Origin of the sequence: Microbacterium sp. bgisy189, assembly GCF_965345345.1 — a bacterium.
GTDB lineage: Bacteria > Actinomycetota > Actinomycetes > Actinomycetales > Microbacteriaceae > Microbacterium.
The window spans coordinates 40,056-65,573 of sequence record NZ_CBDRMZ010000007.1 but is presented as its reverse complement, the minus strand read 5'-3'; the positions used below and the strand labels follow the sequence as shown (position 1 = coordinate 65,573).

The following is a 25,518-nucleotide window of genomic DNA, read 5'->3' as shown; positions in this document are numbered from 1 at the left end:
GGCCTCCTCAGGGGTGGACGAGTTCAGGGGCGGACGAGCGTGAGGATGCGGTACGGCACACCGGTGCGCGAGACGTGCCACCCGTCGCCCGGATCGACCGACGCCACGGCGAAGCCCTCACGGCCCGGGGCTGTGGTGTCGCCGTCGACCTGTAGGTCGAGTTCGGTGACCACCAGCACGTCGGCGCGGCCGATCGCCTCGCGGTACAGCATCCCTCCCCCGATGATCCAGACGGTCTCGGCGCCTGCGGTGAGGGCGAGGGCGTCGTCGAGGGATGCCGCGCGCTCTGCGCCGTCGGCCTGCCACGCATCCGATCGCGTGACGACGATATTCCGCCGTCCGGGAAGCGGCCGGAATCGCTCGGGGAACGACTCCCACGTGCGTCGCCCCATGATCACGGGCGCATCGAGGGTCGTCCGCTTGAAGTGCGCAAGGTCTTCGGGCACGTGCCACGGCATGCCGCCGCGCGCACCGATGACACCGCCACGCGCCTCGGCCCAGATCAGGCCGATCCGGCTCATACGGCGACGGCCGCGCGGATCGCGGGGTGGTGCTGGTAGTTCTCGACCACGACGTCGTCGAAGGTGTAGTCGAAGATCGACTCGGGTGTGCGCGCGAAGCGCAGGGTCGGATACGGGTACGGGTCGCGGCTGAGCTGTTCTTGGACCTGTTCGAGGTGATTGTCGTAGATGTGGCAATCGCCACCGGTCCACACGAAGTCGCCGGGCTCGAGTCCCGTCTGCTGCGCGATCATCAAGGTCAGCAGCGCGTAGGAGGCGATGTTGAAGGGCACCCCGAGGAACATGTCCGCACTGCGCTGGTAGAGCTGGCACGACAGCTTGCCGTCGGCGACGTAGAACTGGAACATCGCGTGGCAGGGTGCGAGCGCCATGTCGGGGATGTCAGCGGGGTTCCACGCCGACACCAGCAAACGACGCGAGTCGGGGTTGGCCCGGATCTGTTCCACGACCTGCGCGATCTGGTCGATCTGCTCGCCCGACGACGTCGGCCACGAACGCCATTGCACGCCGTACACCGGGCCGAGTTCACCGTCGGCATCGGCCCACTCATCCCAGATGGTGACGCCGTGCTCCTGCAGCCACTGCACATTGGATTCACCGCGCAGGAACCAGAGCAGTTCGTAGACGACCGACTTGAGGTGCACGCGCTTGGTGGTGATGAGCGGGAATCCCTGCGACAGATCGAAGCGGATCTGACGACCGAACACGCTCGTCGTGCCCGTGCCGGTGCGGTCGTCCTTGTGCGTGCCGGATGCCAGCACCTCCCGCAGCAGATCCTCGTAGGGAGTGGGGATGATCGCGGCGTCGGTCATGGCATCCAGGCTACCCGCGGCAGCCGACATCACGGCGGTCCGTGCGCATGTTACGCGGCCGGCGTCACACAGCGATCACCCGGCCGGTCCGGGTTAGGCTGTCCGGTTGTGAACCTCGTCGACGCCCTCCTCGTGCTCGCCGGCCTGCTCGTGGCCACGGCGGGCATCGGCGTGTTGTCGCTGCGGCTGCAGAACCGGGCTCGCCGGCAGGTCTCGGGTGAGATCGTCGATCCGCGCCGGCTCGGCGCGACGGTGCTGGGCCACGAGGCGACGCTGCTGCAGTTCAGCACGGAGACCTGCAGCCGCTGCCCCGGCATGCACCGCATGCTCGCGCAGATCGCGGACCAGCGCGACGGCGTGCTGCACCTGGACGTCGACCTGACGGAGCGCCCCGACATCGCCAAGCACTTCCATGTGCTGCAGACGCCGACCACCTTCATCCTCGACCGCGACGGCGTCATCCAGACCCGGTTCGGCGGGACACCCGGCCGGGATGTCGTCGAACTCGAGTTGAGCCGGATCACCGCGGGGAGCGTCCATGCCTGAGATCGGCAAGATCGACCCCCGCGGTCCCCGGTTCGTGGCCGGCATCACCGCGCTCCTGCTCGCCGTGACGGTCGTGCTCGGTCTCACCGGCCTGAGTGCCGCGCGCGGCGCGTGGTGGATCGGATTGGAGGGCGAACCCGCATCATTCGGCTGGTTCGCATACCAGCCGCTCACCGACTCGACGTTCACGCCGGGCACCTGGGCGGTCTCGGCCGTGCCGTTCACGGTGCGTCTGCTCGATCCCGGATTCCTGCTGCTGCTCGCGGTCGCGCTGCTGTTCGTCTGGGGCGTCGCCTCGCCCCGCACCGCACCGTGGGGTGTGCTGTACCGCACCCTCGTGCAGCCGCGACTCGCCCCGCCCACCGAACTCGAAGACCCCCGCCCGCCGCGGTTCGCCCAGGGTGTGGGCCTGTTCGTCACCGGGCTCGGCGTCATCCTGCACCTGGCCGGCGTGCCCCTTACCGTGCCCGTCGCGGCCGGCATCGCGTTCGTCGCCGCCTTCCTCAACGCCGTCTTCGGCCTGTGCCTCGGCTGCCAGATGTGGCTGCTGCTGCAGCGCGTCGGCCTCGTTGGACGCGCCCGTCCGGCCTGACCCGTTCCGCCGCCGGTGACCGCCGTCTAGGCTCGTGACAGGAGCGCATCCGCGCCCGGACAACGCCGAGGAGGGCACACATGAGCGTCACGAGCGAAGCCAGCACCACCTGGAAGGGCAGCCTCATCGAAGGATCGGGCGAAATCGCCCTCGAGAGCTCGAACCAGGGCCCGCTTGCCGTCAACTGGCAGGCCCGCAGCGAGGGCTCCGCATCGGTGACGACGCCCGAAGAGCTGCTGGCCGCCGCGCACAGCTCGTGCTTCAGCATGGCGCTCTCGCATGCACTCGCTGGCAACGGCACCCCGCCGGAGCGTGTCGAGACGACCGCATCGGTCACCTTCATCCCCGGCACCGGGATCACGGGGTCGCACCTCAACGTGAACGCGGTCGTGCCGGGCCTGTCGGCCGACGACTTCGCACGCATCGCGAATGAGGCGAAGACCGGCTGCCCCGTCTCCGCCGCGCTCACCGGCATCGAGATCACCCTCGAGGCGACGCTTGCCTGAACCCAGGATCGTCATCGCGGGCGCGTCCGGCCTCATCGGCGGCGCGCTCGCGGACTCCCTCGCCGCCGACGGCGTTGTGGTCACCAAGCTCGTGCGCCGCGACCCGATCGCGGACGATGAGGTCGCCTGGGCCCCTGGCGACAGGGACCTCGACCCCGACGTGCTGCGCGGCGCACGCGCCGTCGTCTGCCTCAACGGCGCCAGCATCGGCCGCTTTCCGTGGACCCACCGCTACAAGCACGAACTGCTGTGGTCGCGCATCGCCCCGACGCGCACCCTCGCGACCGCCCTACGCGCGCTCGGCGACGACGCCCCGCAGTTCGTGTGCGCGTCCGCCGTCGGCTACTACCCGTCGGCGCCGGGCGTCGAGTTGACCGAGGACGCCCCGCAGGGCGATTCGTTCCTCGCGGACCTGTGCGGCGAGTGGGAGGCGGCGGCCCGCGGCGCCGGATCGCGCGTGGCTCACCTGCGCACGGCTCCCGTCGTGCATCCTGACGGCGTCCTGAAACCGTTGATGCTCCTTACCCGGTTCGGGGTGTCGGGGCGGATCGGACGCGGCACACAGGTGTGGCCGTGGATCTCGCTCGTCGATGAGGTCCGCGCGATCCGCCACGTCATCGACGCGGGCCTCACGGGCGCGGTGAACCTGTCGGGTCCCGTGCGCGCGACCGCGAACGACATGGGCCTCGCCCTCGCAATGCGGATGAACCGTCCCTACGTCCTGCCCGCACCGGTGTGGGGCATGAAGCTCGCGCTCGGACGCGACGCCACCGAGGCGCTGCTCACGAGCGACATGCACGTGGTCCCGACCGCCCTGGCCGACAGCGGCTTCGTGTTCGAGCATCCATCGGTCGAAGACGCGATCGCGGCCGTCGTCCCGGCCTGAACCCCGAGGCGCGTCAGCCGCGGGCCAGCTTGATCGCCCGCCTCGCGGCTTCGCGGGCGCGCTTGCGGTCGCCCGCCCCGTCGTAGGCGAGGCTGAGCCGGAACCAGGCCCGCCAATCCTCGGGATGCTGCTCGACGTCGGCACGGTAGGCGGGGAACAACTGGTCGGCCTGGTCGCGCAGCGGCCTGCCGCTCGTGCGCACGTCGATCTGCTCGGTCGGCAGTGCGTCTTCGGCTTCGAGCCGGCGGGCGAGCTTCTCGGCCTGCACGCCGAACAGCAGCTCACGCCCGACCGCCCACGCACCGATGATCGGAATGACGACGAGCGCGACGCCCATCGTGATGGCAACGGCATCCCCCGAGGTCAGCAGCAGCCACGCTCGCTGCCCGATCAGCACGAGGTAGAGCGCGAGGATCGCCGTCATGACGACGACGCCGACGCGTGCGCTCATGCGCCCGTGGCGCGCGCGACCTGACCCGGCACACCGCCCTCGGCGACGGGCTTGTCGACCCCGGGCTTGGGGATGCGGATGCCGATGTCGATGAAGCTGTCGAGGCCGACCGACACACCGCGGGCGTCGCGCGCTGCGGCGAGCGCGATGCGGATGCCGGGGGCGTAGGCGCGGGCAGGGTCGATCGTGTCGTGCACGATACTGAGCGACTCCCCCGGACCCGAGGCGATGACCTCTTGCTTCGCGACGACGCCCGGGCGGCGCAGCGAGTGGATCGGCACGCTCGCGACCTGCTGCCCGCGGGCACGCTGGTCGACGTGGGGCGACTCGACGGGGCCGGCGTCGGCGCGGGCGGCGGCGATCATCTCGGCCGTGCGCACTGCAGTGCCACTGGGCGAATCGATCTTCGTTTCGCGGTGGGCCTCGATGATCTCGATCGACGGGAAGAACGGCGCCGCCGCTGCTGCGAGCGCACTGCCGAGCACCGAGCCGATGGAGAAGTTGGGGACGAAGACGACTCCGGTCTCGGCCGCGGCCACGGCGGAGCGGATGCCGGCGATGCGCTCCGCGGACCACCCGGAGGTGCCGACGAGCACGTTGATGCCCCGTTCGGTGGCGGCGCGCACGACGTCACCAGAGACGGCCGGGGTGGACGCGTCGACGACGAGGTCGACGCCGTCGAGCTCGGCCAGGTCGCTGCCCGAACCGAGGGTGCGGGTGACCTCGAAGCCGTCTTCTGCGTCGATGACCGCATGGATGATGCGACCGAGCTTGCCGCTCGCGCCCACGAGCGCCACTGTCGTCGTCATGCCTCCAGCCTAATGCGGCGGCCCCCTGCGGCGGTCCGATACTGCGGTCCGAGCGGCACGGTGCACGGGCGTAGGCTCAGTCGCATGGTGACCCTCGCATCCGCGCCCGCTGACAGCCCGCGAGCGAAGGCACTGCTGGACGAGTACTTCGGCATCCGTGCCGAGTCCTTTCCCGGCGGCACCTACTCCCCCACGTATCCGAGCGCCGCGATGTTCGAAGCGCCGGCAGGGGTGTTCCTCGTCGTGGTCGATGAGGACGGGCGCGACGTCGGCTGCGGCGGCATCCGTCGGATCGACCACGGCCCTGCCGGCATCCGCTACGAAGTGAAGCACCTCTACCTGCGGCCCGAGACCCGCGGCCGCGGATGGGGGCGACTGCTGCTCGACGAACTCGAGGCGCGCGCCCGCGCATGGGATGCCGCCGAGCTGGTGCTCGACACCCACCACACCCTCGAGGCCGCGGGCGGGCTATACGCCCGCTCCGGCTTCACCGCGATCGAGCCCTACAACACCAACCCCAACGCGACCCGCTGGTACGGCAAGCCGCTCACCTGACCTGCGCCACCCGAGCCGCGAGCGGTCAGGCCACCAACTGTGCGGTTGTGTGGGCGGCCATGCGGGCGAGGCCCCGATCACCGGAGTCCGCGAGCAACGTGGCGATGGCGGCGGCCCACCCGCGGGACCGCTGCCACATCGCGTCGTCGTGGACGGGGCTGAGTGCCGAACGGAAGCGGGCGCGACCCGCCGGGGTGAAGGCGTACCAGGCGACCGCGAGGTCGCACGCAGGGTCGCCGGCGCAGACATCGCCGAAGTCGAGAACCGCGGCGAGCGCCCCTTCTTGCAGGAGCAGGTTGCCCAGGTGCAGGTCACCGTGGACCCAGAGGGCATCTCCCGACCATTCGGGTGCGGCGAGCGCCGTCTGCCACACGGCTGCCAGCGCCGGATGCTGCTGCATCCGCGCATCGACCGCCTCGGCTCTGGCCGCCAGCGGCACGCCGCGGTACGGATTGGTCGGCGCGTCGGCAGGCGCCGGGCGGTGCAGGGCGTTCAGGAACCCGGCGAGCTGCTCGGCGACGGCATCCCTCACCGCGGCGTCGACATCGGTGGCGCGCTCGCCCGGAAACCACGGCACGACGCTCCAGTGCCACGGGAACGACCCGTCGGGCACGCCGACCGCCACCGGCGCCGGCACCCGCACGGGCAGCACGGCCGCAAGCTCGGGCAGCCAGCGCTGCTCGTGCGCGATGAGCTGCGCGGCCGCCGCCCGCCGGGGCAGTCGCACTGCGAGGTCGTCGCCGAGCCGGAACATGTCGTTGTCCCACCCGTGCGAGACCAACCGCACGGGCGCGCGCAGGCGTGGATGCTGTGCCGCCAGCAGCCGGTTGACGTCTGCCGCGGTGGTGTGCACCTCTGCCGGCGGATGCGACACGGTCAGACCGGCGGCAGCTCGGGCAGGCCGGTGCGCAGTTCGACCGGCAGGTGCGAGAGGTCGTTGTGGGTCACGACCGTCCACGGCCGGCCCGGTCGCTGGGCGAGCACCGTCAATCCGCAATGGGCCTGGTTGATGGTCAGCCAGCGCCAGGACGGCGCGTCGAGCACCTCGCGCACGAACCAGGCGATCACGAAGTTGTGCGTGATGAGCAACTCATGGGCGTCGGGTTTGCGCGCCAGGAACTCCGCGACGGCGTCACCCATCTGCGCGCTGCCGGCATCGGCGTCGGCGTCGGTATAGCTGCCGAAGAACGGCTCGTACGCGGACGGGGTGTCGGCAGTCATGCCCGTCGGCAGGCAATCGAACAGCAGTGCCGACGGCTGAGGCGTGAGCGCCGGAAGCCGCTCCGACACCGCCCGCGCAGTCTCTGCGGCCCGCTCGAGGGGCGAATGCCAGACACTGCTCAATGGCACGCCCGACAGGCGATCCGCCAGCAGCGCGGCCTGCCGCCTGCCGCGCGGCGACAGCGGCCCGTCTTCGAGGCCGTGCTCGGCGTCGAGGTGCTCTCCATGGCGCACCAGGTACAGATAGTGCGTCATGGGGATTCTGCTCGCTTCGTCGAGGTCGGCGCTGTCGGGCACCCCCAGCCTACGTCAGCCCAGCGACACCGGCTGCCTGCCTCAGACGGCTGCCCGCTCGATCTCGGCCATGTGCGCGCGGCTGAGCTTCGCGCCCACACCCTGCACGAGTTCTTCGATGTGGTCGACGGCGTACGCGCTCACGATGGGTGCCGTCACGATGCGCTGCGCGAGCAGCCACGCGATCGCCACCGCGGCCGTCGGGATCGACAGTTCGGCACCGACCCGGTCGAGTGCGCGTAGCACACGGGCACCGCGTCGATTCATGCTGGCCGCCAGCTGCGCACCGCGCACCGACTGACCGGCCGCCGCGCGAGAGCGCAGCAGACCCGAGAGGTAGCCGTGTTCGAGTGCCTGCGACGGCGTGACCGCGATGCCCTGCGCACCGGCGACGAGCTTGAGGTCACCGTCGAGCTCGCGCCGCCGCAGCACGTTGTACGGCACGTCGAGCACCGTCAGACGCGGATACCCGGCGGATGCCAGAATGCGCGCCTCGACGAGCTGCGCCGCGGTGTGACCGAACGCGCCGAGGGCACGCACCTTTCCGGCCTCGACGAGCCACTCGGCCGTCGCGAGCGTGTCTTCGAGCGACGTGGTCGAATCGCTCGTGGCATCGAGGGAGAGCACATCGATGCGATCGGTTCGCAAGCGCGTGAGCGATGCTTCGACAGCGCGGATGAGGTTGACCGAGCCCAGCCCCGGGTTGTCGGGGTGCGACCCGACGCGAACACCGATCACGAGGTCGTCACGCTGCCCGCGGTCGCGCACCCAGCGGCCGATGATGTGCTCGCTGCGCCCCGACGAGAACCCGTCGGAGGTGAAGACGGCGTTGCCGCCCTGCTCGCGATAGGCGTCCAGAATCCGGTGCGCCGCGGCCATGTCGACGTGCCAGCCGAACTCGGCGCCCCCGAGGATGAGGGGGAAGACGGAGACCCCCGACTCGCCCAACGCGACACGGATCGACTCGCCGAGCGGCGGACCCTGCACCGGGATGGGAGCGGACGGGTGCGCGACGCCTGCTGCGCGCGTCACCGACTGGGAACCCGCCTGCGTCACCTCACACCCCCTCGCCATGCGATACGCACCCCCCGATGCGTACTCCGAGGGTAAGCCCTCCCAACGACAGCACCGTGCATTGCGGCCAACGAAGGATGAACTTTGCGTAACACTTCGACCGCGGCATCCGGGGCGCCGCACAAACGGCGCAGAGAAAACGGATGCCCGCCCCTCCGAGACGGGAGGGTGCGGGCATCCGTGGCGGTGACGAGGATCAGGCCTCGGCGGGAGCCTCCGCCTCGGCGGCCTCCTCGAGGACCGGCTCCAGCGACAGCTTGCCGCGGTCGTCGACCTTCGTGATGCGCACCAGCAGCTTCTGGCCGACACCGAGCACGTCTTCGACGTTCTCGACGCGCTTGCCACCGGCGAGCTTGCGGACCTCGCTGACGTGCAGCAGGCCGTCCTTGCCGGGCAGCAGCGAGATGAAGGCGCCGAAGGTGGCGATCTTCACGACGGTGCCGAGGAACTGCTCGCCGACCTCAGGATTGGTGGGGTTGGCGATCGCGTTGACCTGGGCACGGGCGGCCTCGGCCGACGGGCCGTCGACGGCGCCGATGTAGACGGTGCCGTCCTCCTCGATGGAGATGTCGGCGCCGGTTTCATCCTGGATGCCGTTGATCGTCTTGCCCTTGGGACCGATCAGCTCACCGATCTTGTCGACCGGGATCTGCACGCTGATGACGCGCGGCGCGGTCGGCGCCATCTCGTCGGGCGCGTCGATCGCCGCGTTCAGCACACCGAGGATCGTGGTGCGAGCCTCCTTGGCCTGGGTGAGCGCAGCCGACAGCACCGACGACGGGATGCCGTCGAGCTTCGTGTCGAGCTGGATCGCGGTGATGAACTCGCTCGTCCCGGCGACCTTGAAGTCCATGTCGCCGAGCGCGTCCTCGGCGCCCAGGATGTCGGTCAGCGCCGCGTAGCGGGTCTGCCCGTCGACCTCGTCGGAGACCAGACCCATCGCGATGCCGGCGACGGGGGCGCGCAGCGGCACACCCGCGTTCAGCAGCGACAGGGTCGAGGCGCAGACCGAGCCCATCGACGTCGACCCGTTGGAGCCGAGCGCCTCGGAGACCTGACGAATCGCGTAGGGGAACTCGTCGCGTGCGGGCAGCACCGGCACGAGGGCGCGCTCGGCGAGGAAGCCGTGGCCGATCTCGCGACGCTTGGGGCTTCCCACACGGCCGGTCTCACCGGTCGAGTACGGCGGGAAGTTGTAGTGGTGCATGTAGCGCTTGCTGGTCGTGGGCGACAGCGAGTCGATCTGCTGCTCCATCTTCAGCATGTTCAGCGTGGTGACACCCATGATCTGGGTCTCGCCGCGCTGGAAGATCGCCGAGCCGTGCACGCGCGGGATGACCTGCACCTCTGCGTCGAGCGGGCGGATGTCGGCGAGCCCACGACCGTCGATGCGCACGCCCTCGGTGAGGATGCGGCCGCGCACGATCTTCTTGGTGACCGACTTGTAGGCGGCCGAGAACTCGAGGGTCGCCACGGCGGGCAGCTCCTCGGCCTCGACTGCGGCGATCAGCTCGGCCTTGACGCGGTCCTTGACGGCGTCGTCGGCGTTCTGGCGCTCGACCTTGTCGGCGATCTGGTAGATGCCGACGAGCTCGTCGTAGGCGCGACCGGCGACGAAGTCGTAGGTCTGCTGGCTGTGCGGCGCGAAGACCGGGTAGACGCCCGGCTCCTTCGACGAGGTTGCGGCCATCTGCGCCTGCGCCTCGACGAGCTGCTTGAGGAAGGGCTTCGCGGCCTCGAGGCCGCTGGCGACGACCTCTTCGGACGGCTTGACAGCGCCGCCCTTGATGAGGTTCCAGCTGTTCTCGGTGGCCTCGGCCTCGACCATCATGATCGCGACGTCGCCGTCGGGCAGGACGCGACCGGCGACCATCAGGTCGAACACGGCCTCCTCCACGACCTTCTGGCTCGGGAACGCGACCCACTGGTCTTCGTGCTCGCCGTGACCGGGCACGAGCGCCAGGCGGACGCCGGCGATCGGGCCGGAGAATGGCAGACCCGAGATCTGGGTCGACGCGGATGCCGCGTTGATCGCGAGGGCGTCGTAGTACTCGCCGGGAGCGATCGAGAGGACCGTGACGACGATCTGCACCTCGTTGCGGAGGCCGTCGACGAACGACGGGCGCAGCGGGCGGTCGATGAGGCGGCACACGAGGATCGCCTCGGTGGAGGGGCGGCCCTCACGGCGGAAGAACGAGCCGGGGATCTTGCCTGCTGCGTACGAACGCTCTTCGACGTCGACGGTCAGCGGGAAGAAGTCGAAGCCTTCGCGCGGATGCTTGCCGGCGCTGGTGGCCGACAGGAGCATGGTCTCCTCGTCGAGGTAGGCGGCGACGGCGCCCTGCGCCTGCTGGGCGAGGCGTCCGGTCTCGAACCGGACGGTACGGGTGCCGAAGCGGCCGTTGTCGAGGACGGCTTCGGCGGCGGTGATTTCAGGACCTTCCAAGAGGTCTCTCCTTCTTTGTTTAGACTCGCACGCGCGTTTCGCGCACGAGATCGTGCGAAGGAGCGGGACACATCGGTTCGGGCGCACACCGCGTCACTGCAGACGCGAGCGTGATCGTCGCTTGCGCTGGCCACCAGTGAAAGATCACCGTTCGGGACGGGAATCCACCACAGGGGACCAGCTCGCCGCTGGACCTGCTCCCTGAGCTCTTTGATTCGAGCGGTCGACACGGAAGACCCGTGACAACCCGATCCAGCCTACCAGCAGGCCTTTCCTGTGCGTATCGTTGGGAACATGAGCACCGAGAACGGCGATGCCGCCGCAACCGACGACATGAAGCGCAAGTTCCGCGAGGCGCTCGAGAAGAAGAACGCCCACCACCGTGAGGGTGAGGCGCACCTCGACGGCGACTCCGCGGTCCACGGGACCCACGGCGCGATGACCAGGCGCGAGTTCCGCCGCAAGAGCGGCTGACCCGCACGACGCGGAACACGACGGCCGGGGGGCTTGCGTGCCCCACAATGGTCACGTGAACCCGCCCCGAATCGCGATGCCCGTACGCCTGTCAGACGGTCGCGCCGACGCGCGCATCGACGTCGCGAACCGCATCTTCGCCGACGTCGTCACCCTCGTCGAACGCGCAGGCGGCACGCCGATCCTCATCGACACCGTCGACCTCGCGGGCATCGACGCCGTCGTGCTCCCCGGCGGCGGTGACGTGGACCCTGCGCGGTACGGTGGCGAGGTCATCGACGCGCTGTACGACGTGAATCCGGCACAGGACGCGCTCGACTTCGGGATCGCGCATGCCGCGCTGGCCGCAGGGCTCCCGGTGCTCGGAGTATGCCGCGGGCTGCAGGTGCTCAACGTGGTCTACGGCGGCACCCTCGCCGAAGACCTCCCTCCGACCGACGTCGTGCACACCGTCAGCGGCGACGGCGCGCAGATCGTGTGGGCCTGGCATCCGGTGGCCGTCTCACCGGGGTCGCTGCTCTCTTCGCACACGGACGCAGAACTGCAGGTCGCTTCGGGACACCACCAGGGGATCGCGAGGCTCGGCGACGGGCTGACGGCGAGCGCTGTGGCCGCCGACGGACTGGTCGAGGCCTTCGAACGCGCCGAAGACCGCGTCATCGCCGTGCAATGGCACCCTGAGGCGGAGGGCACACCGGCCGCGCATGCACTGGCGCCGTTCTTGACACTGATGCAACTGGTGGCGCAGCGCTCGCACTGACAGCGTCGGATGCACCCGGCACACTGGTGGCATGAACGGGGAGACCGGCGACACACTCGGGTACGACGACTGCTTCTTGCGGGTGGCGGTGCCGCTCCCGGTGCCGTCGACGCCTGCGACGAGACTCGATTACCCGCACTTCACGGTGCTGCTGGACGATGCCCGGCGGCTCGCGTCTGTGACGGCCGTCATGATCGACGGCGCGAGCCTGGTCGATCTCCCCCGCTCCGGCGAGTGGCACCTCGACTCTCGCCTGCCGGCCGAGCGGCAGACCGGGGGTGACGTGTATGCACGCAACGACCTGGATCGTGGCCACCTCGTGCGCAGGCGCGACCCCGGGTGGGGCGATCGCGCCGCCGAGGCGATGGAGGCAACCTTCGCCTACCCGAACGCCGCTCCGCAGGCGGCCTCGTTCAACCAGTCACGCGAACTGTGGCTCGGCCTCGAAGACCATGTGCTCGCGTACGCCGATGCGCTCGATCACCGGGTGGTGGTCTTCACAGCGCCGGTGCTCGACCCCGAAGACCCGCCGTACCGCGGCGTCCTGCTCCCCCGCCGCTTCTGGAAGGTGGCCGTCTGGCGCGACGGCGCGGGCGGCCCGGCTGCTGCCGCGTTCGTGCTCGACCAGTCCGACCTGCTCGACGAGTCGCAAGGGGTCACGGTCGAACCGCTCGGCGAGTACCGCACCTTCCAGGTCGCCGTCGCCGATGTTGAGGCGATCGCCGGGATCGACCTCGGCCTCCTCGTCGACGCCGACGTGCGCGGGGCATCGGTGCGGGGCGAGCCGTGGGTCGAACTCGCGAGCATCGCCGACATCCGACTCTCGTAGCCGCTACTCGCCCGACAGGCCGCCCAGCAGGTGGCCGAAGCTCTTCCCCTCCCCGAGGTAGCTTGCCGGATCGAACGCGTCGGATGCGGTCGCCGGTGCCTTGCGCGAGATCGCCTCGGCCAGCTCGCGTGCGCCGCGCTCGACGCGGGAGCTGAGCGGTGCGACCTCGTCGGCGTGCGCGCCCCAATCGCTGGATGCCGCGAACACACCGGTCGGCACCGGCTCGGCATGCAGGTAGGTGAACAACGGCCGGATGGCGTAGTCGATCGCGAGCGAATGCCGGGCGGTGCCGGCGTTCGCGCCGATCAGCACCGGCATGCCGGTGAGCGCGTCGGGGTCGAGCACGTCGATGAATGACTTGAACAGGCCCGAGTAGCTCGTGGAGAAGATCGGCGTCACCGCGATCAGCGCGTCCGCCGACACCACCGTGTTGATCGCGGACTCCAGCGCGGCGGGCGCGAAACCGGTGAGCAGGTTGTTGGTGATGTCGTGTGCGAGGTCGCGCAGTTCGATCGTGTCGACCGTCGCCTCGATGCCCCGATCACGCAGGTCGGCGACGGTCGCCGCAGCAAGCCGGTCGGCGAGCATACGGGTCGACGACGGGTTGGAGAGCCCTGCCGAAACGACGGCGATGCGACGCGCGCTCATGACTGCGCTCCCGTCACGCCGACGGCGGCGCCCGCGGGAGCCGGCGCATCCTGGTAGGGCGACGGGCCACTCAGGTTGTCACCGCGGTTCGCGCGGGGCGTCGCCTGCCGGGTCGGGCCGTCGCCGTAGGTCGCGGCGACCAGGCGGGCGTGCGTCGGTGCGTCTGGCACGGCTGCGGGACGGTCCTTGGCGAGCTCCTTGCGCAGCACCGGCACGACCTCGCCGCCGAGCAGGTCGAGCTGCTCGAGCACGGTCTTCAGCGGCAGTCCGGCGTGGTCCATGAGGAACAGCTGGCGCTGGTAGTCGCCGTACAGATCGCGCATCCCGGCGTAGCGGTCGATGACCTGCTGGGGCGAGCCGACGGTGAGCGGCGTCATCTCGGCGAAGTCCTCCATCGAGGGTCCGTGACCGTAGACGGGCGCGTTGTCGAAGTACGGGCGGAACTGGTCGACGGCATCCTGCGACTTCTTCGCGAGGAACGCCTGACCACCCAGGCCCACGATCGCCGTCTCGGGTGCACCGTGGCCGTAGTGCTCCCAGCGCTGCCGGTACAGCGCGATGAGTCGCTGGTAGTGCTCGGCCGGCCAGAAGATGTTGTTCGCGAAGAAGCCGTCGCCGTAGTAGGCGGCCTGCTCGGCGATCTCGGGCGTGCGGATGGAGCCGTGCCACACGAAGGGGGCGACGCCGTCGAGCGGGCGCGGTGTCGAGGTGAAGCCCTGCAGCGGGGTGCGGAACTTGCCCTCCCAGTCCACGACGTCCTCACGCCACAGCTTGTGCAGCAGCGCGTAGTTCTCGATGGCCAGCGGCAGCCCCTGACGGATGTCCTTGCCGAACCACGGGTACACGGGCCCCGTATTGCCGCGGCCGAGCATGAGGTCGACGCGGCCGCCCGAGACGTGCTGGAGCATCGCGTAGTCCTCGGCGATCTTCACCGGGTCGTTCGTCGTGATGAGGGTCGTCGCGGTCGAGAGCACGAGCCGCTCAGTCTGCGCGGCGATGTACGCGAGGGTCGTGGTCGGCGAGGACGACCAGAACGGCGGGTTGTGGTGCTCGCCGAGCGCGAAGACGTCGAGTCCCACCTCCTCGGCGTGCTTCGCGATCGTGAGGGTCGCCCGGATGCGCTCGGCCTCGCTGGGCGTGTGACCGGTCGTCGGGTCGGTCGTGATGTCACTGACGGTGAAGATGCCGAACTGCATGGCGCCGCCGGTCGTGCTGTCGGCGCTGCCGGTGGTCTCGCTCACGATCTCTTCCTGATTCTGGATGCCGCGGCATCCGGGTCTATGCAATTGAATGTATCTGGTGCAACGCGACCTCGTCCAGAGTATTCCCGGCCGGTAGGGTGGCCTGCGTCATGACCGAGTCCTCGACCCCGCGCACCGGCCCTGTCGCAACGCAGAAGCGTCGCCGGGTGCCGCTCTGGGACAACGCCCGCTTCGCCTGCATCGTGCTGGTCGTGCTGGGGCACGCCGTCCAGCGGCTCACGTACGACTCCGACATCGCCCTCGGCCTCTACCTGCTGGTGTACGCGTTCCACATGCCCGCGTTCGCGATCATCTCGGGCTACTTCTCCAAGTCGGACTCGCCCTCCCGCCGCCAGATGGCGCGCGTGATCACCGACATCGTCGTGCCGTACATCATCTTCGAGGGGCTCTGGACCCTCACGAAGCTGCTCGTCGAAGGGCGGGCGAATCCGAACATCACGGAACCGTCTTGGACGCTCTGGTTCTTGCTCGCGCTCGCGATCTTCCGACTCGTCCTGCCCTATCTCGCGCTGCTGCGCTGGCCGCTGGCGTGGACCGTGCTGATCTCACTGAGTGTGGGCTACCTGCCGAACATCGACTCGACGCTCTCGCTGTCGCGCACGCTCGGCCTGCTGCCGTTCTTCACCTTGGGATGGTGGTTGAGCCACCACGGGATCCTGGAACGATTCGACCTGCTGCGCAGGCAGCGGTGGTGGGTGCGTGGCGCTGCCGCGGTGACGTTCGTCGTCGCCGGGTGGGCGGCGTGGTTCTTCGTCGACGCCTGGCGCGAGATGAGCCTGCGCGATTGGCTGTTCTACGACGACAGCTATGCCGAGATCGGCGGCACGCAGTGGTGGGCGGCCGGCGTGCGCCTGGCGCTGATGGCCGTTGCGCTCATCCTCAGCGTCGCCTTCTTCGCGCTCATCCCCCGCGGCCAGCACTGGTGGACCAAACTCGGGCAGTACACGATGTACGTCTACCTGCTGCACTCGTTCGTGCTGTACCCGTTCCGCGAATCGGGCGTGCTGCGCGATCTCGACCCGACGTGGCTGTGGCTGCCGATCGTCATCGTCCTCTCGGTGCTGATTGCGATCGGGCTGGCCACGAAACCCGTCCGATTCGTGTTCCGCCCCGTCATCGAACCGCGCCCCGCGTGGCTGTTCGCCGACCCGACGCTCGCCGGCAAGGAGGGGCGCCGCAACGACCCCACCGGATCGAAGCGCCCCGCGCCGCCGATACCCGTCGCGCGACGCATCGACCGACCGCCGGTGTGAGCTACCGCGCGGGCTGAGCGGGCGTCACGGCGAAGACCGCCCGCCAGGCGAGCAGGACAGGCCCAGGATGAGGCCGAGGACCGCACGCTCGCCAGCGGTAACGAACGGCAACAACCGCCCGCGGCACAACGGACCGTGCATATTCTCGGTGCATGTCTGACCTGAACCTGCCCGTGCTCGACCTCTCACTGCTCGACCAGGGGCCCGATGCGGCCGCACGGTTCCGCGACGATCTGCGCCGGGCGACCCACGACGTCGGATTCTTCTACCTGACCGGCACCGGGGTCTCGCCCGAGCTCGAAGCGCGCCTACATCGCACCGCGCGCGCCTTCTTCGATCTGCCCGAGGCGGACAAGCTCGAGATCGAGAACGTCAAGAGCCCGCACTTCCGCGGCTACACGCGCGTCGGCGGCGAGCGCACGCAGGGCAAGGTCGACTGGCGCGAGCAGATCGACATCGGCCCCGAGCGCGAGCCGGTCACCGACCGCGCGGCCCCGGACTACGCCGTGCTCGTCGGCCCGAACCTGTGGCCCTCGGCCCAGCCCGAACTGCGCGACGTCGCCGATGAATGGGTCGCGCACCTCTCCGGCGTCTCGCGCAAGCTCCTGCGTGCGTGGGCACTCGCGCTCGGCGCCCACGAGTCCTACTTCGACGAGCACTTCGGCGACCCGCAGACGCTCCTGAAGATCGTGCGGTACCCCGGCAAGGAGAACCCGTCGCAGGGCGTCGGCGCGCACAAGGATGCCGGTGTCCTCACGCTGCTGTGGGTCGAGCCAGGAAAAGGTGGCCTGCAGGTCGAGCGGGACGGCGTCTGGGTCGATGCCCCGCCCGTGCCTGGAGCGTTCGTCGTGAACATCGGCGAACTGCTCGAGCACGCGACGAACGGCTACCTCACTGCGACGAAGCACCGGGTCATCTCGCCCCGGCATCCGGACGACCGCATCTCGGTGCCGTTCTTCTTCAACCCGTCGCTCGAGGCACGGTTCCCGCTCATCGACCTGCCGCCCGAGCTGGCCGCCGAGGCGCGCGGCGTCACCGACGACCCGGCCAACCCCATCCACGGCCTGCACGGCACCAATGCCCTGAAGTCGCGACTGCGCGCGCACCCCGACGTCGCCGAGATCTGGCACGCCGACCTCGTGGCCGCCCGCGCCGCGCAGGTCTGACCGTCGCCAGCTCTCGGACGCAGGAGAAATCCTCGCAACAGGACGATTCGTCTGGAATCGTCCTGCGCCGGTGATTTCTCCTGTGTCGGAGCTGCGTGAAGGCGCGGCGTGAACAGAAAGAAGACCTCCCCACACCGTGGGGAGGTCTTCGCAAGAATGTTTCGCGCGATTGAACGCTGGCGACGATGCTGCTTATCGACGCAGGCCGAGACGCTCGATGAGCGAGCGGTAACGGTTGATGTCGATGTCCTGCAGGTAACCCAGCAGGCGGCGGCGCTGACCGACGAGCAGGAACAGGCCACGACGCGAGTGGTGGTCGTGCTTGTGTGCCTTGAGGTGCTCGGTGAGGTCCTTGATGCGCTGCGTCAGCATCGCGACCTGCACCTCGGGGGATCCGGTGTCACCGGGGTGCGTCGCGTACTCTTCGATGATCGCCTTCTTGACGTCTGCTTCCAGTGCCATAGGTGATCCCCTTTCTTGTCGTTGCGCGGCGCCCGACGCCTGATGCGTGGGGCTCTCTTTCTCCGCGGCCGATCGAACGGCAACCGCTACAGCCTACCAGCCCTCGGGCCGAGCGGCGACCTGAGCGAGGGTAGCCTCGAATGGTGCCCCTCCCCCTGAGTTCCGCGTCATGATGGCGCGCCTGCGACGCGACCACTTCATCGATCTGCGCCCACTCACCGCGAGTCCGGCGTTCGCGCGGATGTCGGTCGGGTCGACGCTCGCCGGGCTCGGCGGCCAGCTCACGATCGTCGCGATCATGCTGCACATGTACGACCTGACGGCGTCGACCTTCGCGGTGTCGATGATCGCCGTCGCGGGACTCGTGCCGATGATCATCGCGGGACTGTACGGCGGCATGCTCGCCGACGCGTTCGACCGGCGACGGGTCGCCCTCATCGCGGCGACCGTGACGTTCGGCTCGACAGCCGTCCTCATGACGCTGACGTGGATGGGCGGCGAGACCGTGGCCGCGCTCTACGTGATCGCCGTCGTCAACTCCGCCGCGAACTCGGTCGTCATGGCCGCCCGCCAGTCGATCGTCCCGCGCTTGATTCCGCGTGAGCTGCTGCCGGCGGCCTCGGCGCTCGGTGGCATCACGATGGGCATCATGGTCTCGATCGGGCCTGCCGCGGCCGGTGTGCTCGTCGCGTTCACGGGCTACGGCTGGACGTACACGATCGATCTCGTGCTCATGTCGGCGCTCTTCCTCGGCCTGTGGACGCTGCCACGCATCCATCCCGAAGGCGAGACGGTCCGGCCGGGACTTCGGTCGCTCGCCGACGGCTGGGCGTTCTTGCGTCGCGCGCGCAACATCCGGTTGCAGTTCGTGCTCGACATCATCGCGATGACGTTCGGACAGCCGCTCGCGCTGTTTCCCGCGATCGGCACCCTGCTGCTGGGCGGCGGACCGATCACCACCGGGGTGCTCACCGCGTCGATCGCGATCGGTGCCTTCTTCTCGAGCCTGTTCTCGGGGCCCGTGGCCCGATACCGCCATCACGGTGTGGGCATCGAGCGCGCCATCATCGGCTACGGCGCCGCCATCAGCGTCTTCGGCGCGGTGCTGCTGCTCGCGGCGCTCGGCGTCGCAGCTCCGGCGGTCGTCGATGCGTCGTCGGCGAACATCACACTGCTGGTCGCCGCAGCCGTCGCCCTGGCGGCGGCGGGCGCCGCCGACAACATCAGTTCGATCTTCCGCAACACGATGGTGCAGGCCGCTGTGCCCGACGCCATCCGCGGCCGCCTGCAGGGCGTCTTCATCGTCGTCGTCGCGGGAGGCCCGCGGCTCGGAGCGCTCTACGCCGGCGCGCTCGCGACCTTCACGACGCTGTGGTTTCCGCCGCTGCTCGGCGGTTTCGTGATCATGGGGCTCGCGCTGATGCTCGTGCGCCTGAACCCCCGGTTCCGCACGTACGACGCCGACGAACCGACGCCCTGAGCACCGGCCTGAGGCGCGACGAAGGGGTGGATGCCGCGGCATCCACCCCTTCGCGTCGCGTGCTGGAACGCGGGTTCCTCAAGCCTGCAGCGCGCCCTGCAGGTCGAGGGTGATCGTGACGTCCTTGCCGACCAGCACGCCGCCGGTCTCGAGCGCGGCGTTCCAGGTGAGGCCGAAGTCCTCGCGGTCGATGACGGTGGATGCCGTCGCACCCGCCTTGTAGTTGCCCCACGGGTCGGTGCCGAAGCCGCCGAATTCGACCTTGAAGGTCACCGGCTTGGTGACGCCACGGATGCTGAGGTCGCCGTCGACGAGGAAGTCGCCGCCCTCGATGCGCACGCCGGTGGAGGCGAACTCCATCGTCGGGTAGTTCTCCACGTCGAAGAAGTCGGCGGAGCGGAGGTGGGTGTCGCGGCCCTCATCCTTCGTGTCGATCGAGGTCACGTCGACGGAGGCGTCCACGCGCGCCTCGAGCGGGTTCTCGGGCGCGATGATCGTGGCGCTCTTGACGCCGAAGGTGCCGCGCACCTTCGAGATCATCATGTGGCGGACGCTGAAGGTGACCTCGCTGTGCGAGGGGTCGAGCACCCAGGTGCCCGCCTTGTAGCCGGGGATATCGATCGCGGTGGTCGTCATGAGGGGCCTTCCGTTGGTGAATGGTCTGCAGGGTGCAACCACTCGCGATCGGATCTATTCCCGTGAATACGAAATTCGTGCGCAGAAGAGGGCGGGTGGTCATGCCACCCGCCCTCTCGCTGCTCGGTTCAGCCGATCCGGTCAGCCGACCTTGAGCAGGTCGATGATGAAGATCAGGGTCTTTCCGCCCAGGAAGTGACCGCCCGCGGGGCCGTACGCCAGGTGCGGCGGAATGACCAGCTCGCGCCGTCCGCCGACCTTCATGCCGGGGATGCCGTCCTGCCAGCCCTGGATCAGGCCGCGCAGCGGGAACTGGATCGACTCGCCGCGTCCCCACGACGAGTCGAACTCCTCGCCGGAGTCGTACTCGACGCCGGCGTAGTGGACGGTGACGGTGTCGCCCGGCTTCGCCTCGTCGCCGTCGCCCACGATGATGTCGCGGGTGACGAGCTCCTGCGGGGCCGGGCCGGACGGGGCGTCGAACTCGGGCTTGGTGCGCTCATCAGTCATGACTCCATCCAAGCACCTCATGACCGCGTGCGGACCCTCTTGACACGGCCGAGCGCCCGCCTCGACAATGGGTCAAGGCCAACTCAGCGCCCGGGAGTCATGCAGGCATCGCCGCAGCACCGGGCGCTGAGTCTTGTCAGCGGGACAGCAGCGCGACCCGCGCGGCACCCGCCCGAGCGAGGAAGACCTTCTCGTCTTCGGCCGCGTGCGGATCCCGCCCCGTCAGCGCCCGTTGGCGCGCCGCGGCGAGCGCAGTCGAATCCGCGATGAAGTCCTTCATGTGTCGGACTCGATCACCGGGAAGCGTCCTGGCCCACGCGATCCCCGCTCGGCGCCCCCACGACGTCGCGAGCATGTCGACCTCCTGCGGGGCGAACCAGCCGGCGGCTGCATACTCCCCCAGTCGTTCGCGCGTGAGCCGGGACTCCTCCCGTCGCAGCAGCACGACCCCGACGATGAACCCGATGAACAACGGCACCTGCAGCGTCACGTACAGCTCGAAGAAGTCGCCGAACATCGCCGACCCGTTCCACAGTGCGTGCAGCGCGATGGCGCCGACCAGGCCGAGCAGCCCGGGGCCGAGCGCCGCCGCCGCGCCCCGCCCGGACCGTGCGGCGCGGCCGAGCGCGTACCCCGTCACGGCCGTGAACATGACGTGGGCGAACGGCGAGAGGATGCCGCGCAGGAAGAACGTGATCGTCGTTCCGTCGACACCCTCGTCGATGAGGCTCGTCGCGAAGTAGAGGATGTTCTCGGTGAACGCGAACCCGGCACCCACGAGCGCGCCGTAGACGACACCGTCGACAGGGCCGTCGAACGCGCGTCGCGCGACGGCGAAGATGAGGAAGACGCCGAGTCCCTTCGCGAACTCCTCGACCACGGGAGCCTGCACGACTGACGACAGCGCTTCGCCGAAGGTCGAGTCGTCGCGACCGAACAGCGCGACGAGTCCGATGTCGACGCCGAGTGCGATGCCCACCGACACGATGGCACCCCATGCGATCGCGAAGATCACGAGCGAGCGGGGCTCGGGCTCCCATCGGTCGACGAGGCGAACGGCCAGCAGAACCCCCGTCAGCGGCAGCAGCGCGAGGACCATCCCGATGGTTGAGGCGGCCGCTCCGAGGAAGGTCAGCAGGTATGCCACGAGCCCGATGAGAAGCACGATGAGCACCGCGAACACCCAGATGGGTGTCGAGCGGCCCTTTCGCGTCGGCACCGGCAGGGCCGGCGCGGCTGGTGCGGGCGGCGGGACGATGGAAGCGGGAGCGCCGTGCGGCTCCTGGGCCAGCGGCGAAGGGAAGGTCACGGCCCCAGCCTAGGGGCGCACACGGAGCGCGAACCGTGTCACCTCGCGCGCCACTTCTCCGCGCGCCGGTAGCCTGGAAGGATGCGCTTCGCCCACGTCACCCTGCCCGGAGAGGCGGCACCGCAGCTCGTCCTCGTCCGCGATGGACACGCCGTCGCGGTGGGTTCGCTGTGGGACGGCGCACCCACACGCCTCCAGCAGCTGATCGACGGCGGCGACGAGGCACTCGACCGGGTTCGGCAGTCCGCCGAGCATGCCCCAGCGGGGCACCCGATCGACGGGCTCGCGTTCGCGGCGGCGGTGGATACGCCGCCCATCGTCCTCGCCATCGGCCTGAACTACGCGGCCCACTCCAGCGAACTCGGCCTCAAAGCCGACACCGCCCCGACGGTCTTCGTGCTGTGGCCGAACTCGCTCAGCGGGCACGGGCAGACCACGACCTGGCCACGGACCCTGAGCGAGTCGGTCGACTACGAAGCCGAACTGGGCGTCGTCATCGGCAGCGCCGCGAAAGACGTCTCCCCCGACGACGCGCTGGCGCACGTGTGGGGCTACACCGTCGTCAACGACATCACGGCCCGTGACATCCAGTTCTCGGAAGCGCAGTGGTCACGGTGCAAGTCGTTCGACGGATTCACTCCGAACGGCCCCTTCGTCGTGACCGCCGACGAGATCGCCGATCCGCAGGACCTGCATATCTGGGCGGTGGTCGACGGTCAGACCGTGCAGGACGGCAGCACGGGGCAGATGATCCGCTCGGTGCCGACACTCGTCTCCCACTTGTCGCAGTCGGCGACACTGCTGCCCGGCACCCTCATCTCCACCGGCAGCCCCGGCGGCGCAGGCTACTCGCGCGACCCGCAGATCTTCCTGCGGGACCGATCGACCGTCACCGTCGGCGTCGACGGGATCGGCGAACTCACCACCCGCTGTCGCATCATCGGCTGAAACGGCGACGGCGGATGCCCCCGAGGGGACATCCGCCGCATTGGAACGCCGATCAGTCGAGCTGGCCCTGATCCACCTGCTCACACGGGATCTGCTCGCCCATGTACTCGATGTACCCGGAGCCGCCCGTCGAGCAGTTGTCGAGGTACTGCTGGTAGATGTCCGTCGACGCGTTCATGAACAGCGAGAACACGACGATGCCGACGATGATGCCGACGATGCCGAGCACGACGCTGATGATGATCGCGGCGAGTGCGAAACCGTTCTTGTGGCCGGCCTTGCGGCTCTGGACGAGCGCGATGATGCCGAGGATGAGGCCGATCAGCTGCGCGAAGAACGACAGCACGAACGCGACGATTCCCATCGTGCGCCCGGGGATCGGGCCGCTACCGGCGGCGGGCGAAGCGGGCGGTGCGGAAGCGTAGGCCGGGGCCTGATAGGCGGGCGGCTGGTTCGACGGCGTCGAGTTCTGCGGATCGGTCATGTTCGTGGTCTCCTCGTACAGGGGGCCGGACATCGGCCACCGTCGACGCTATCCAGCCGAGGCCCTCCCGGTCAAAGGCGGTCGGCCTCGACGACGTTCTCGGCGGGCTGCACGATCGGGATCGCCTGCGTGATGGCTTCGAGGCCCGACAGCCGAGCGGGCGAGAGCTGCTTGTCGACCTCTTCGCGCGACATGAGGCCGGCCTCGACGACGAGGTCGCCGATGTTGTGGCCGGTCAGCAGCGCTGTCTTCGCGAGCGCCGCCGAAGCCGCGTAGCCGATGTACGGCGTGAGCGCTGTGACGACACCGACCGAGGAGCCCACCATGGCACCGAGGCGCTCACGGTTGGCGGTGATGCCGTCGACGCAGTTGACCCGCAGCGTGCGCATGGCGCGCCGCATCCACGTGATCGACTGGAAGATCGAGTGCGCGATGACGGGTTCGAACGCGTTGAGCTGCAGCTGCCCGCCCTCGACGGCCATCGTGACGGTGAGGTCGGCGCCCGCGACGGCGAATGCGACCTGGTTGACGACCTCGGGCACGACCGGGTTCACCTTGCCGGGCATGATCGACGAACCCGCTTGGCGGGCCGGCAGGTTGATCTCACCGAGTCCGGCCTGCGGGCCGCTGGAGAGCAGGCGCAGGTCGTTGCAGATCTTCGACAGCTTGATCGCGTTGCGCTTGAGCGATGACGAGAACGACATGAACGAGCCGGTGTCGCTCGTGGCTTCGACCAGGTCGTCGGCCGTGACCAGGTCGAGCCCGGTGATCTCGCGCAGGTGACGTACGACGGCGGGTGCGTACGCCGGGTGTGTCGTGATGCCGGTGCCGATCGCGGTCGCGCCCATGTTGACCTCGTACAGCAGGTAGGCGTTCTCGTTCAGCCGCTGGTGGTCGTATGCGAGGGTCGTCGCGAATCCGTGGAACTCCTGCCCGAGCGTCATCGGGACGGCATCCTGCAGCTGCGTGCGACCGATCTTGAGGACGTCGTGGAACTCGACCGCCTTGGCGAGGAACGACTGCTTGAGCAGATCGAGCTCCTCCAGCAGCGACTGCAGGTCGAGGGCGAGCCCGACCTTGATCGCGGTCGGGTACACGTCGTTGGTCGACTGGCTTCGGTTGGTGTGGTCTATCGGCGACAAGAAGTCGTAGTCGCCCTTGTCGCGGCCGGCGAGTTCGAGCGCGATGTTGGTGATGACCTCGTTCGCGTTCATGTTCGTCGAGGTTCCGGCGCCGCCCTGGATGACCCCGACGACGAACTGGTCGTGGAACTCGCCGTCGATCACCCGCTGCGCGGCGCGGTCGATGAGGTCGGCGCGCTCGGCGTCGAGCACGCCGATGTCGCGGTTCGCGCGGGCCGAGGCCTGTTTGACCATCGCGAGCCCACGCACCAGGTCGGCGTACACCGAGATAGGTCTGCGCGAGATCGGAAAGTTCTCGAGCGCTCGGGCGGTGTGGATGCCCCAGTAGGCATCGGCCGGGATCTCCATCGAGCCCAGCGAGTCGGATTCGGTTCGCGTCGTCGCGTCCAGAGCCATGTGTGCAGTCCTTGTGGGTCGTCACAGCGAGGAAGGGATGCTTCGAGCCTACCCACGTCGCGCGACGCACCGACCGGACACGGCGTATAGTTCTGCACGCTCGATACGCCGCGGTGGCGCGTGTCATCGCTTGCGCGAGAACTGCTCCAACCGCTCCTCGGGCGTGAGGGTCGCCATGCGCGCCGTCCACGCATCGCTGAAGTACTCGACGGTGTCGGCCGAGGCCACCGGCACCACCGTATGGGTGATCGTGTCGCGGTAGACGTGCACGAGCTGGAACGACTGCCCGGCATCCATGCCGTTGACCCGGTTGGCGGGGCGCTGCAGGTTCATCGTGTAACAGGTGGCCGCCGCGACGCTCACCGGCACCCCCGCGAACATGCCGCTCATGCCGTAGTGCAGGTGCCCCGCGAGGATACCGCGCACGTCGGTGCCGGCGATCACCGCCGCGAAGCGATCCTGACCGCGCAGTTCGAGGATGTCGAACAGCGGCACGTGGCTCGGCAGCGGCGGGTGGTGCAGCGCGAGGAGCGTGCCCAACGGCGCCGGTTCGGCAAGTTCCGCCCGCAGCCAGTCGAGCTGGTCGTCGTCGAGATCGCCGTGATGCCAACCCGGCACGGTCGTATCGAGGGCGATCAGCCGAAGCCCCCGCAGATCCCACACCCCCGTGATCGGCTCCTGCGACCCGATGGCGTCGAACAGCCCTTCGCGCATCGCCGGGCGCTCGTCGTGATTGCCCGCCACCCACACGAGGGGTGCACCGAGCGACGCCGCGAACGGCTCGACACGCTCGCGCAGCGCGCGGTACGCGTCGGGCTCACCCAGGTCGGTCAGGTCGCCCGTGAAGACGATCGCGTCGGGCCGGATGCCGGTGGCCCGCACCGCCTCGAGTGCACGTTCGAGTCCGTCGACGGTATCGAACCGGTCACCCAACCGCGCATCGCCCGCGAGCAGGTGGGTGTCGCTGAGATGCACGAGCACCCGCTCGGCGGGCGGGTGCGCTCCGAACTGCACGGCATCCATGTCGCCAGCCTACGACCCGGTAC

The 25,518-nt window shown here is 69.3% G+C and carries 29 protein-coding genes; 12 read left to right on the top strand and 17 right to left on the bottom strand.

The annotated features are described in order from the left end of the window. Positions 1-23: 23 nt before the first annotated feature. Positions 24-521 (bottom strand): dihydrofolate reductase, encoded by a 498-nt coding sequence (locus ACSF8R_RS10210; protein WP_434811776.1) that lies wholly within the window; start codon positions 519-521, stop codon positions 24-26. Continuing rightward, positions 518-1,333 (bottom strand): thymidylate synthase, encoded by an 816-nt coding sequence (locus ACSF8R_RS10205; protein WP_434811775.1) that lies wholly within the window; start codon positions 1,331-1,333, stop codon positions 518-520. Before ACSF8R_RS10205 ends, ACSF8R_RS10210 begins: the two co-directional genes overlap by 4 nt. 108 nt (positions 1,334-1,441) lie before the next feature. Here ACSF8R_RS10205 and ACSF8R_RS10200 point away from each other — a divergent pair, with 108 nt between their 5' ends. The 4 genes from ACSF8R_RS10200 (at position 1,442) to ACSF8R_RS10185 (ending at position 3,863) form a co-directional block, all read left to right on the top strand. Next, entirely contained in the window at positions 1,442-1,879 is a 438-nt protein-coding gene (locus ACSF8R_RS10200) for a TlpA family protein disulfide reductase (RefSeq protein ID WP_434811774.1), read from the top strand. Next, a complete protein-coding gene (locus ACSF8R_RS10195; RefSeq protein ID WP_434811773.1) occupies positions 1,872-2,471 on the top strand; it encodes a DUF4395 domain-containing protein in 600 nt (199 codons plus the stop codon). Before ACSF8R_RS10200 ends, ACSF8R_RS10195 begins: the two co-directional genes overlap by 8 nt. Positions 2,472-2,551: 80 nt before the next feature. Beyond that, entirely contained in the window at positions 2,552-2,977 is a 426-nt protein-coding gene (locus ACSF8R_RS10190) for an OsmC family peroxiredoxin (RefSeq protein ID WP_434811772.1), read from the top strand. Continuing rightward, positions 2,970-3,863 (top strand): TIGR01777 family oxidoreductase, encoded by an 894-nt coding sequence (locus tag ACSF8R_RS10185; RefSeq protein ID WP_434811771.1) that lies wholly within the window; start codon positions 2,970-2,972, stop codon positions 3,861-3,863. The genes ACSF8R_RS10190 and ACSF8R_RS10185 overlap by 8 nt, the downstream gene beginning before the upstream one ends. A gap of 13 nt (positions 3,864-3,876) precedes the next feature. On the opposite strand, the gene ACSF8R_RS10180 is transcribed toward ACSF8R_RS10185, so the two are convergent. Then, positions 3,877-4,314, bottom strand: coding sequence for a hypothetical protein (locus tag ACSF8R_RS10180; protein ID WP_434811770.1), 438 nt, complete (start codon positions 4,312-4,314; stop codon positions 3,877-3,879). After that, a complete protein-coding gene (gene dapB / locus ACSF8R_RS10175) occupies positions 4,311-5,123 on the bottom strand; it encodes a 4-hydroxy-tetrahydrodipicolinate reductase (RefSeq protein WP_434811769.1) in 813 nt (270 codons plus the stop codon). Before dapB ends, ACSF8R_RS10180 begins: the two co-directional genes overlap by 4 nt. An 84-nt stretch (positions 5,124-5,207) precedes the next feature. Here dapB and ACSF8R_RS10170 point away from each other — a divergent pair, with 84 nt between their 5' ends. Beyond that, positions 5,208-5,678, top strand: coding sequence for a GNAT family N-acetyltransferase (locus ACSF8R_RS10170; RefSeq protein WP_434811768.1), 471 nt, complete (start codon positions 5,208-5,210; stop codon positions 5,676-5,678). A gap of 25 nt (positions 5,679-5,703) precedes the next feature. Here the strand turns inward: ACSF8R_RS10170 and ACSF8R_RS10165 are convergent, their stop codons facing one another. The 4 genes from ACSF8R_RS10165 to ACSF8R_RS10150 form a co-directional block, all read right to left on the bottom strand. Next, positions 5,704-6,552 carry an aminoglycoside phosphotransferase family protein gene (locus ACSF8R_RS10165; protein WP_434811767.1) on the bottom strand — a complete coding sequence of 283 codons (849 nt, stop codon included), beginning with the start codon at positions 6,550-6,552 and terminating at the stop codon, positions 5,704-5,706. 2 nt (positions 6,553-6,554) lie between these two features. Then, positions 6,555-7,154: a histidine phosphatase family protein gene (locus ACSF8R_RS10160; RefSeq protein ID WP_434811766.1), complete on the bottom strand. Its 600-nt coding sequence runs from the start codon at positions 7,152-7,154 to the stop codon at positions 6,555-6,557. Positions 7,155-7,235: 81 nt separating this feature from the next. After that, on the bottom strand, positions 7,236-8,249 hold the full coding sequence (locus ACSF8R_RS10155) for an aldo/keto reductase (RefSeq protein ID WP_434811765.1): 1,014 nt from the start codon (positions 8,247-8,249) through the stop codon (positions 7,236-7,238). 214 nt (positions 8,250-8,463) lie between these two features. Continuing rightward, positions 8,464-10,713, bottom strand: a complete 2,250-nt coding sequence (locus tag ACSF8R_RS10150) for a polyribonucleotide nucleotidyltransferase (protein WP_434811764.1) — start codon at positions 10,711-10,713, stop codon at positions 8,464-8,466. A 294-nt stretch (positions 10,714-11,007) separates the two neighbouring features. On the opposite strand from ACSF8R_RS10150, the gene ACSF8R_RS10145 reads away from it, so the two are divergent. From ACSF8R_RS10145 to ACSF8R_RS10135, 3 genes are read left to right on the top strand one after another with little or no spacing between them, the layout of a single operon-like run. Then, positions 11,008-11,187, top strand: coding sequence for a DUF5302 domain-containing protein (locus ACSF8R_RS10145; protein WP_434811763.1), 180 nt, complete (start codon positions 11,008-11,010; stop codon positions 11,185-11,187). 55 nt (positions 11,188-11,242) lie between these two features. Beyond that, positions 11,243-11,947, top strand: coding sequence for a gamma-glutamyl-gamma-aminobutyrate hydrolase family protein (locus tag ACSF8R_RS10140; RefSeq protein ID WP_434811762.1), 705 nt, complete (start codon positions 11,243-11,245; stop codon positions 11,945-11,947). A gap of 31 nt (positions 11,948-11,978) precedes the next feature. Continuing rightward, positions 11,979-12,776: a DNA/RNA non-specific endonuclease gene (locus ACSF8R_RS10135; RefSeq protein ID WP_434811761.1), complete on the top strand. Its 798-nt coding sequence runs from the start codon at positions 11,979-11,981 to the stop codon at positions 12,774-12,776. 3 nt (positions 12,777-12,779) lie between these two features. Here ACSF8R_RS10135 and ACSF8R_RS10130 read toward each other — a convergent pair whose 3' ends face one another. Then, positions 12,780-13,424 carry an FMN reductase gene (locus ACSF8R_RS10130; RefSeq protein ID WP_434811760.1) on the bottom strand — a complete coding sequence of 215 codons (645 nt, stop codon included), beginning with the start codon at positions 13,422-13,424 and terminating at the stop codon, positions 12,780-12,782. After that, entirely contained in the window at positions 13,421-14,620 is a 1,200-nt protein-coding gene (locus ACSF8R_RS10125; RefSeq protein ID WP_434811865.1) for an LLM class flavin-dependent oxidoreductase, read from the bottom strand. Before ACSF8R_RS10125 ends, ACSF8R_RS10130 begins: the two co-directional genes overlap by 4 nt. 155 nt (positions 14,621-14,775) lie before the next feature. Between ACSF8R_RS10125 and ACSF8R_RS10120 the strand changes: the two genes are divergently transcribed. Both ACSF8R_RS10120 and ACSF8R_RS10115 read left to right on the top strand, forming a co-directional pair. Then, entirely contained in the window at positions 14,776-15,939 is a 1,164-nt protein-coding gene (locus ACSF8R_RS10120; protein ID WP_434811759.1) for an acyltransferase family protein, read from the top strand. 152 nt (positions 15,940-16,091) lie between these two features. Continuing rightward, on the top strand, positions 16,092-17,105 hold the full coding sequence (locus tag ACSF8R_RS10115; protein WP_434811758.1) for an isopenicillin N synthase family dioxygenase: 1,014 nt from the start codon (positions 16,092-16,094) through the stop codon (positions 17,103-17,105). Positions 17,106-17,297: 192 nt separating this feature from the next. On the opposite strand, the gene rpsO is transcribed toward ACSF8R_RS10115, so the two are convergent. Next, positions 17,298-17,567, bottom strand: a complete 270-nt coding sequence (rpsO, locus tag ACSF8R_RS10110) for a 30S ribosomal protein S15 (RefSeq protein WP_239277182.1) — start codon at positions 17,565-17,567, stop codon at positions 17,298-17,300. Positions 17,568-17,736: 169 nt separating this feature from the next. Here rpsO and ACSF8R_RS10105 point away from each other — a divergent pair, with 169 nt between their 5' ends. Next, positions 17,737-19,047, top strand: coding sequence for an MFS transporter (locus ACSF8R_RS10105; protein ID WP_434811757.1), 1,311 nt, complete (start codon positions 17,737-17,739; stop codon positions 19,045-19,047). Positions 19,048-19,125: 78 nt separating this feature from the next. Here the strand turns inward: ACSF8R_RS10105 and ACSF8R_RS10100 are convergent, their stop codons facing one another. The 3 genes from ACSF8R_RS10100 to ACSF8R_RS10090 all read right to left on the bottom strand — a co-directional run bounded on the left by ACSF8R_RS10100 (position 19,126) and on the right by ACSF8R_RS10090 (position 21,502). Continuing rightward, positions 19,126-19,683, bottom strand: a complete 558-nt coding sequence (locus tag ACSF8R_RS10100) for a YceI family protein (RefSeq protein WP_434811756.1) — start codon at positions 19,681-19,683, stop codon at positions 19,126-19,128. Between the two features lie 141 nt (positions 19,684-19,824). Further along, positions 19,825-20,193 (bottom strand): FKBP-type peptidyl-prolyl cis-trans isomerase, encoded by a 369-nt coding sequence (locus tag ACSF8R_RS10095; RefSeq protein WP_434811755.1) that lies wholly within the window; start codon positions 20,191-20,193, stop codon positions 19,825-19,827. Between the two features lie 136 nt (positions 20,194-20,329). After that, on the bottom strand, positions 20,330-21,502 hold the full coding sequence (locus ACSF8R_RS10090; RefSeq protein WP_434811754.1) for a PrsW family intramembrane metalloprotease: 1,173 nt from the start codon (positions 21,500-21,502) through the stop codon (positions 20,330-20,332). Positions 21,503-21,583: 81 nt separating this feature from the next. Here ACSF8R_RS10090 and ACSF8R_RS10085 point away from each other — a divergent pair, with 81 nt between their 5' ends. After that, positions 21,584-22,450 carry a fumarylacetoacetate hydrolase family protein gene (locus ACSF8R_RS10085; RefSeq protein ID WP_434811753.1) on the top strand — a complete coding sequence of 289 codons (867 nt, stop codon included), beginning with the start codon at positions 21,584-21,586 and terminating at the stop codon, positions 22,448-22,450. 52 nt (positions 22,451-22,502) lie between these two features. On the opposite strand, the gene ACSF8R_RS10080 is transcribed toward ACSF8R_RS10085, so the two are convergent. The 3 genes from ACSF8R_RS10080 to ACSF8R_RS10070 all read right to left on the bottom strand — a co-directional run bounded on the left by ACSF8R_RS10080 (position 22,503) and on the right by ACSF8R_RS10070 (position 25,495). Continuing rightward, positions 22,503-22,967 carry a DUF4190 domain-containing protein gene (locus ACSF8R_RS10080; RefSeq protein ID WP_434811752.1) on the bottom strand — a complete coding sequence of 155 codons (465 nt, stop codon included), beginning with the start codon at positions 22,965-22,967 and terminating at the stop codon, positions 22,503-22,505. A 38-nt stretch (positions 22,968-23,005) separates the two neighbouring features. After that, complete coding sequence (locus ACSF8R_RS10075; protein ID WP_434811751.1) at positions 23,006-24,472, bottom strand: aspartate ammonia-lyase; 1,467 nt, start codon at positions 24,470-24,472, stop codon at positions 23,006-23,008. Between the two features lie 123 nt (positions 24,473-24,595). Next, positions 24,596-25,495, bottom strand: coding sequence for a metallophosphoesterase (locus tag ACSF8R_RS10070; RefSeq protein WP_434811750.1), 900 nt, complete (start codon positions 25,493-25,495; stop codon positions 24,596-24,598). Positions 25,496-25,518 lie beyond the last annotated feature (23 nt).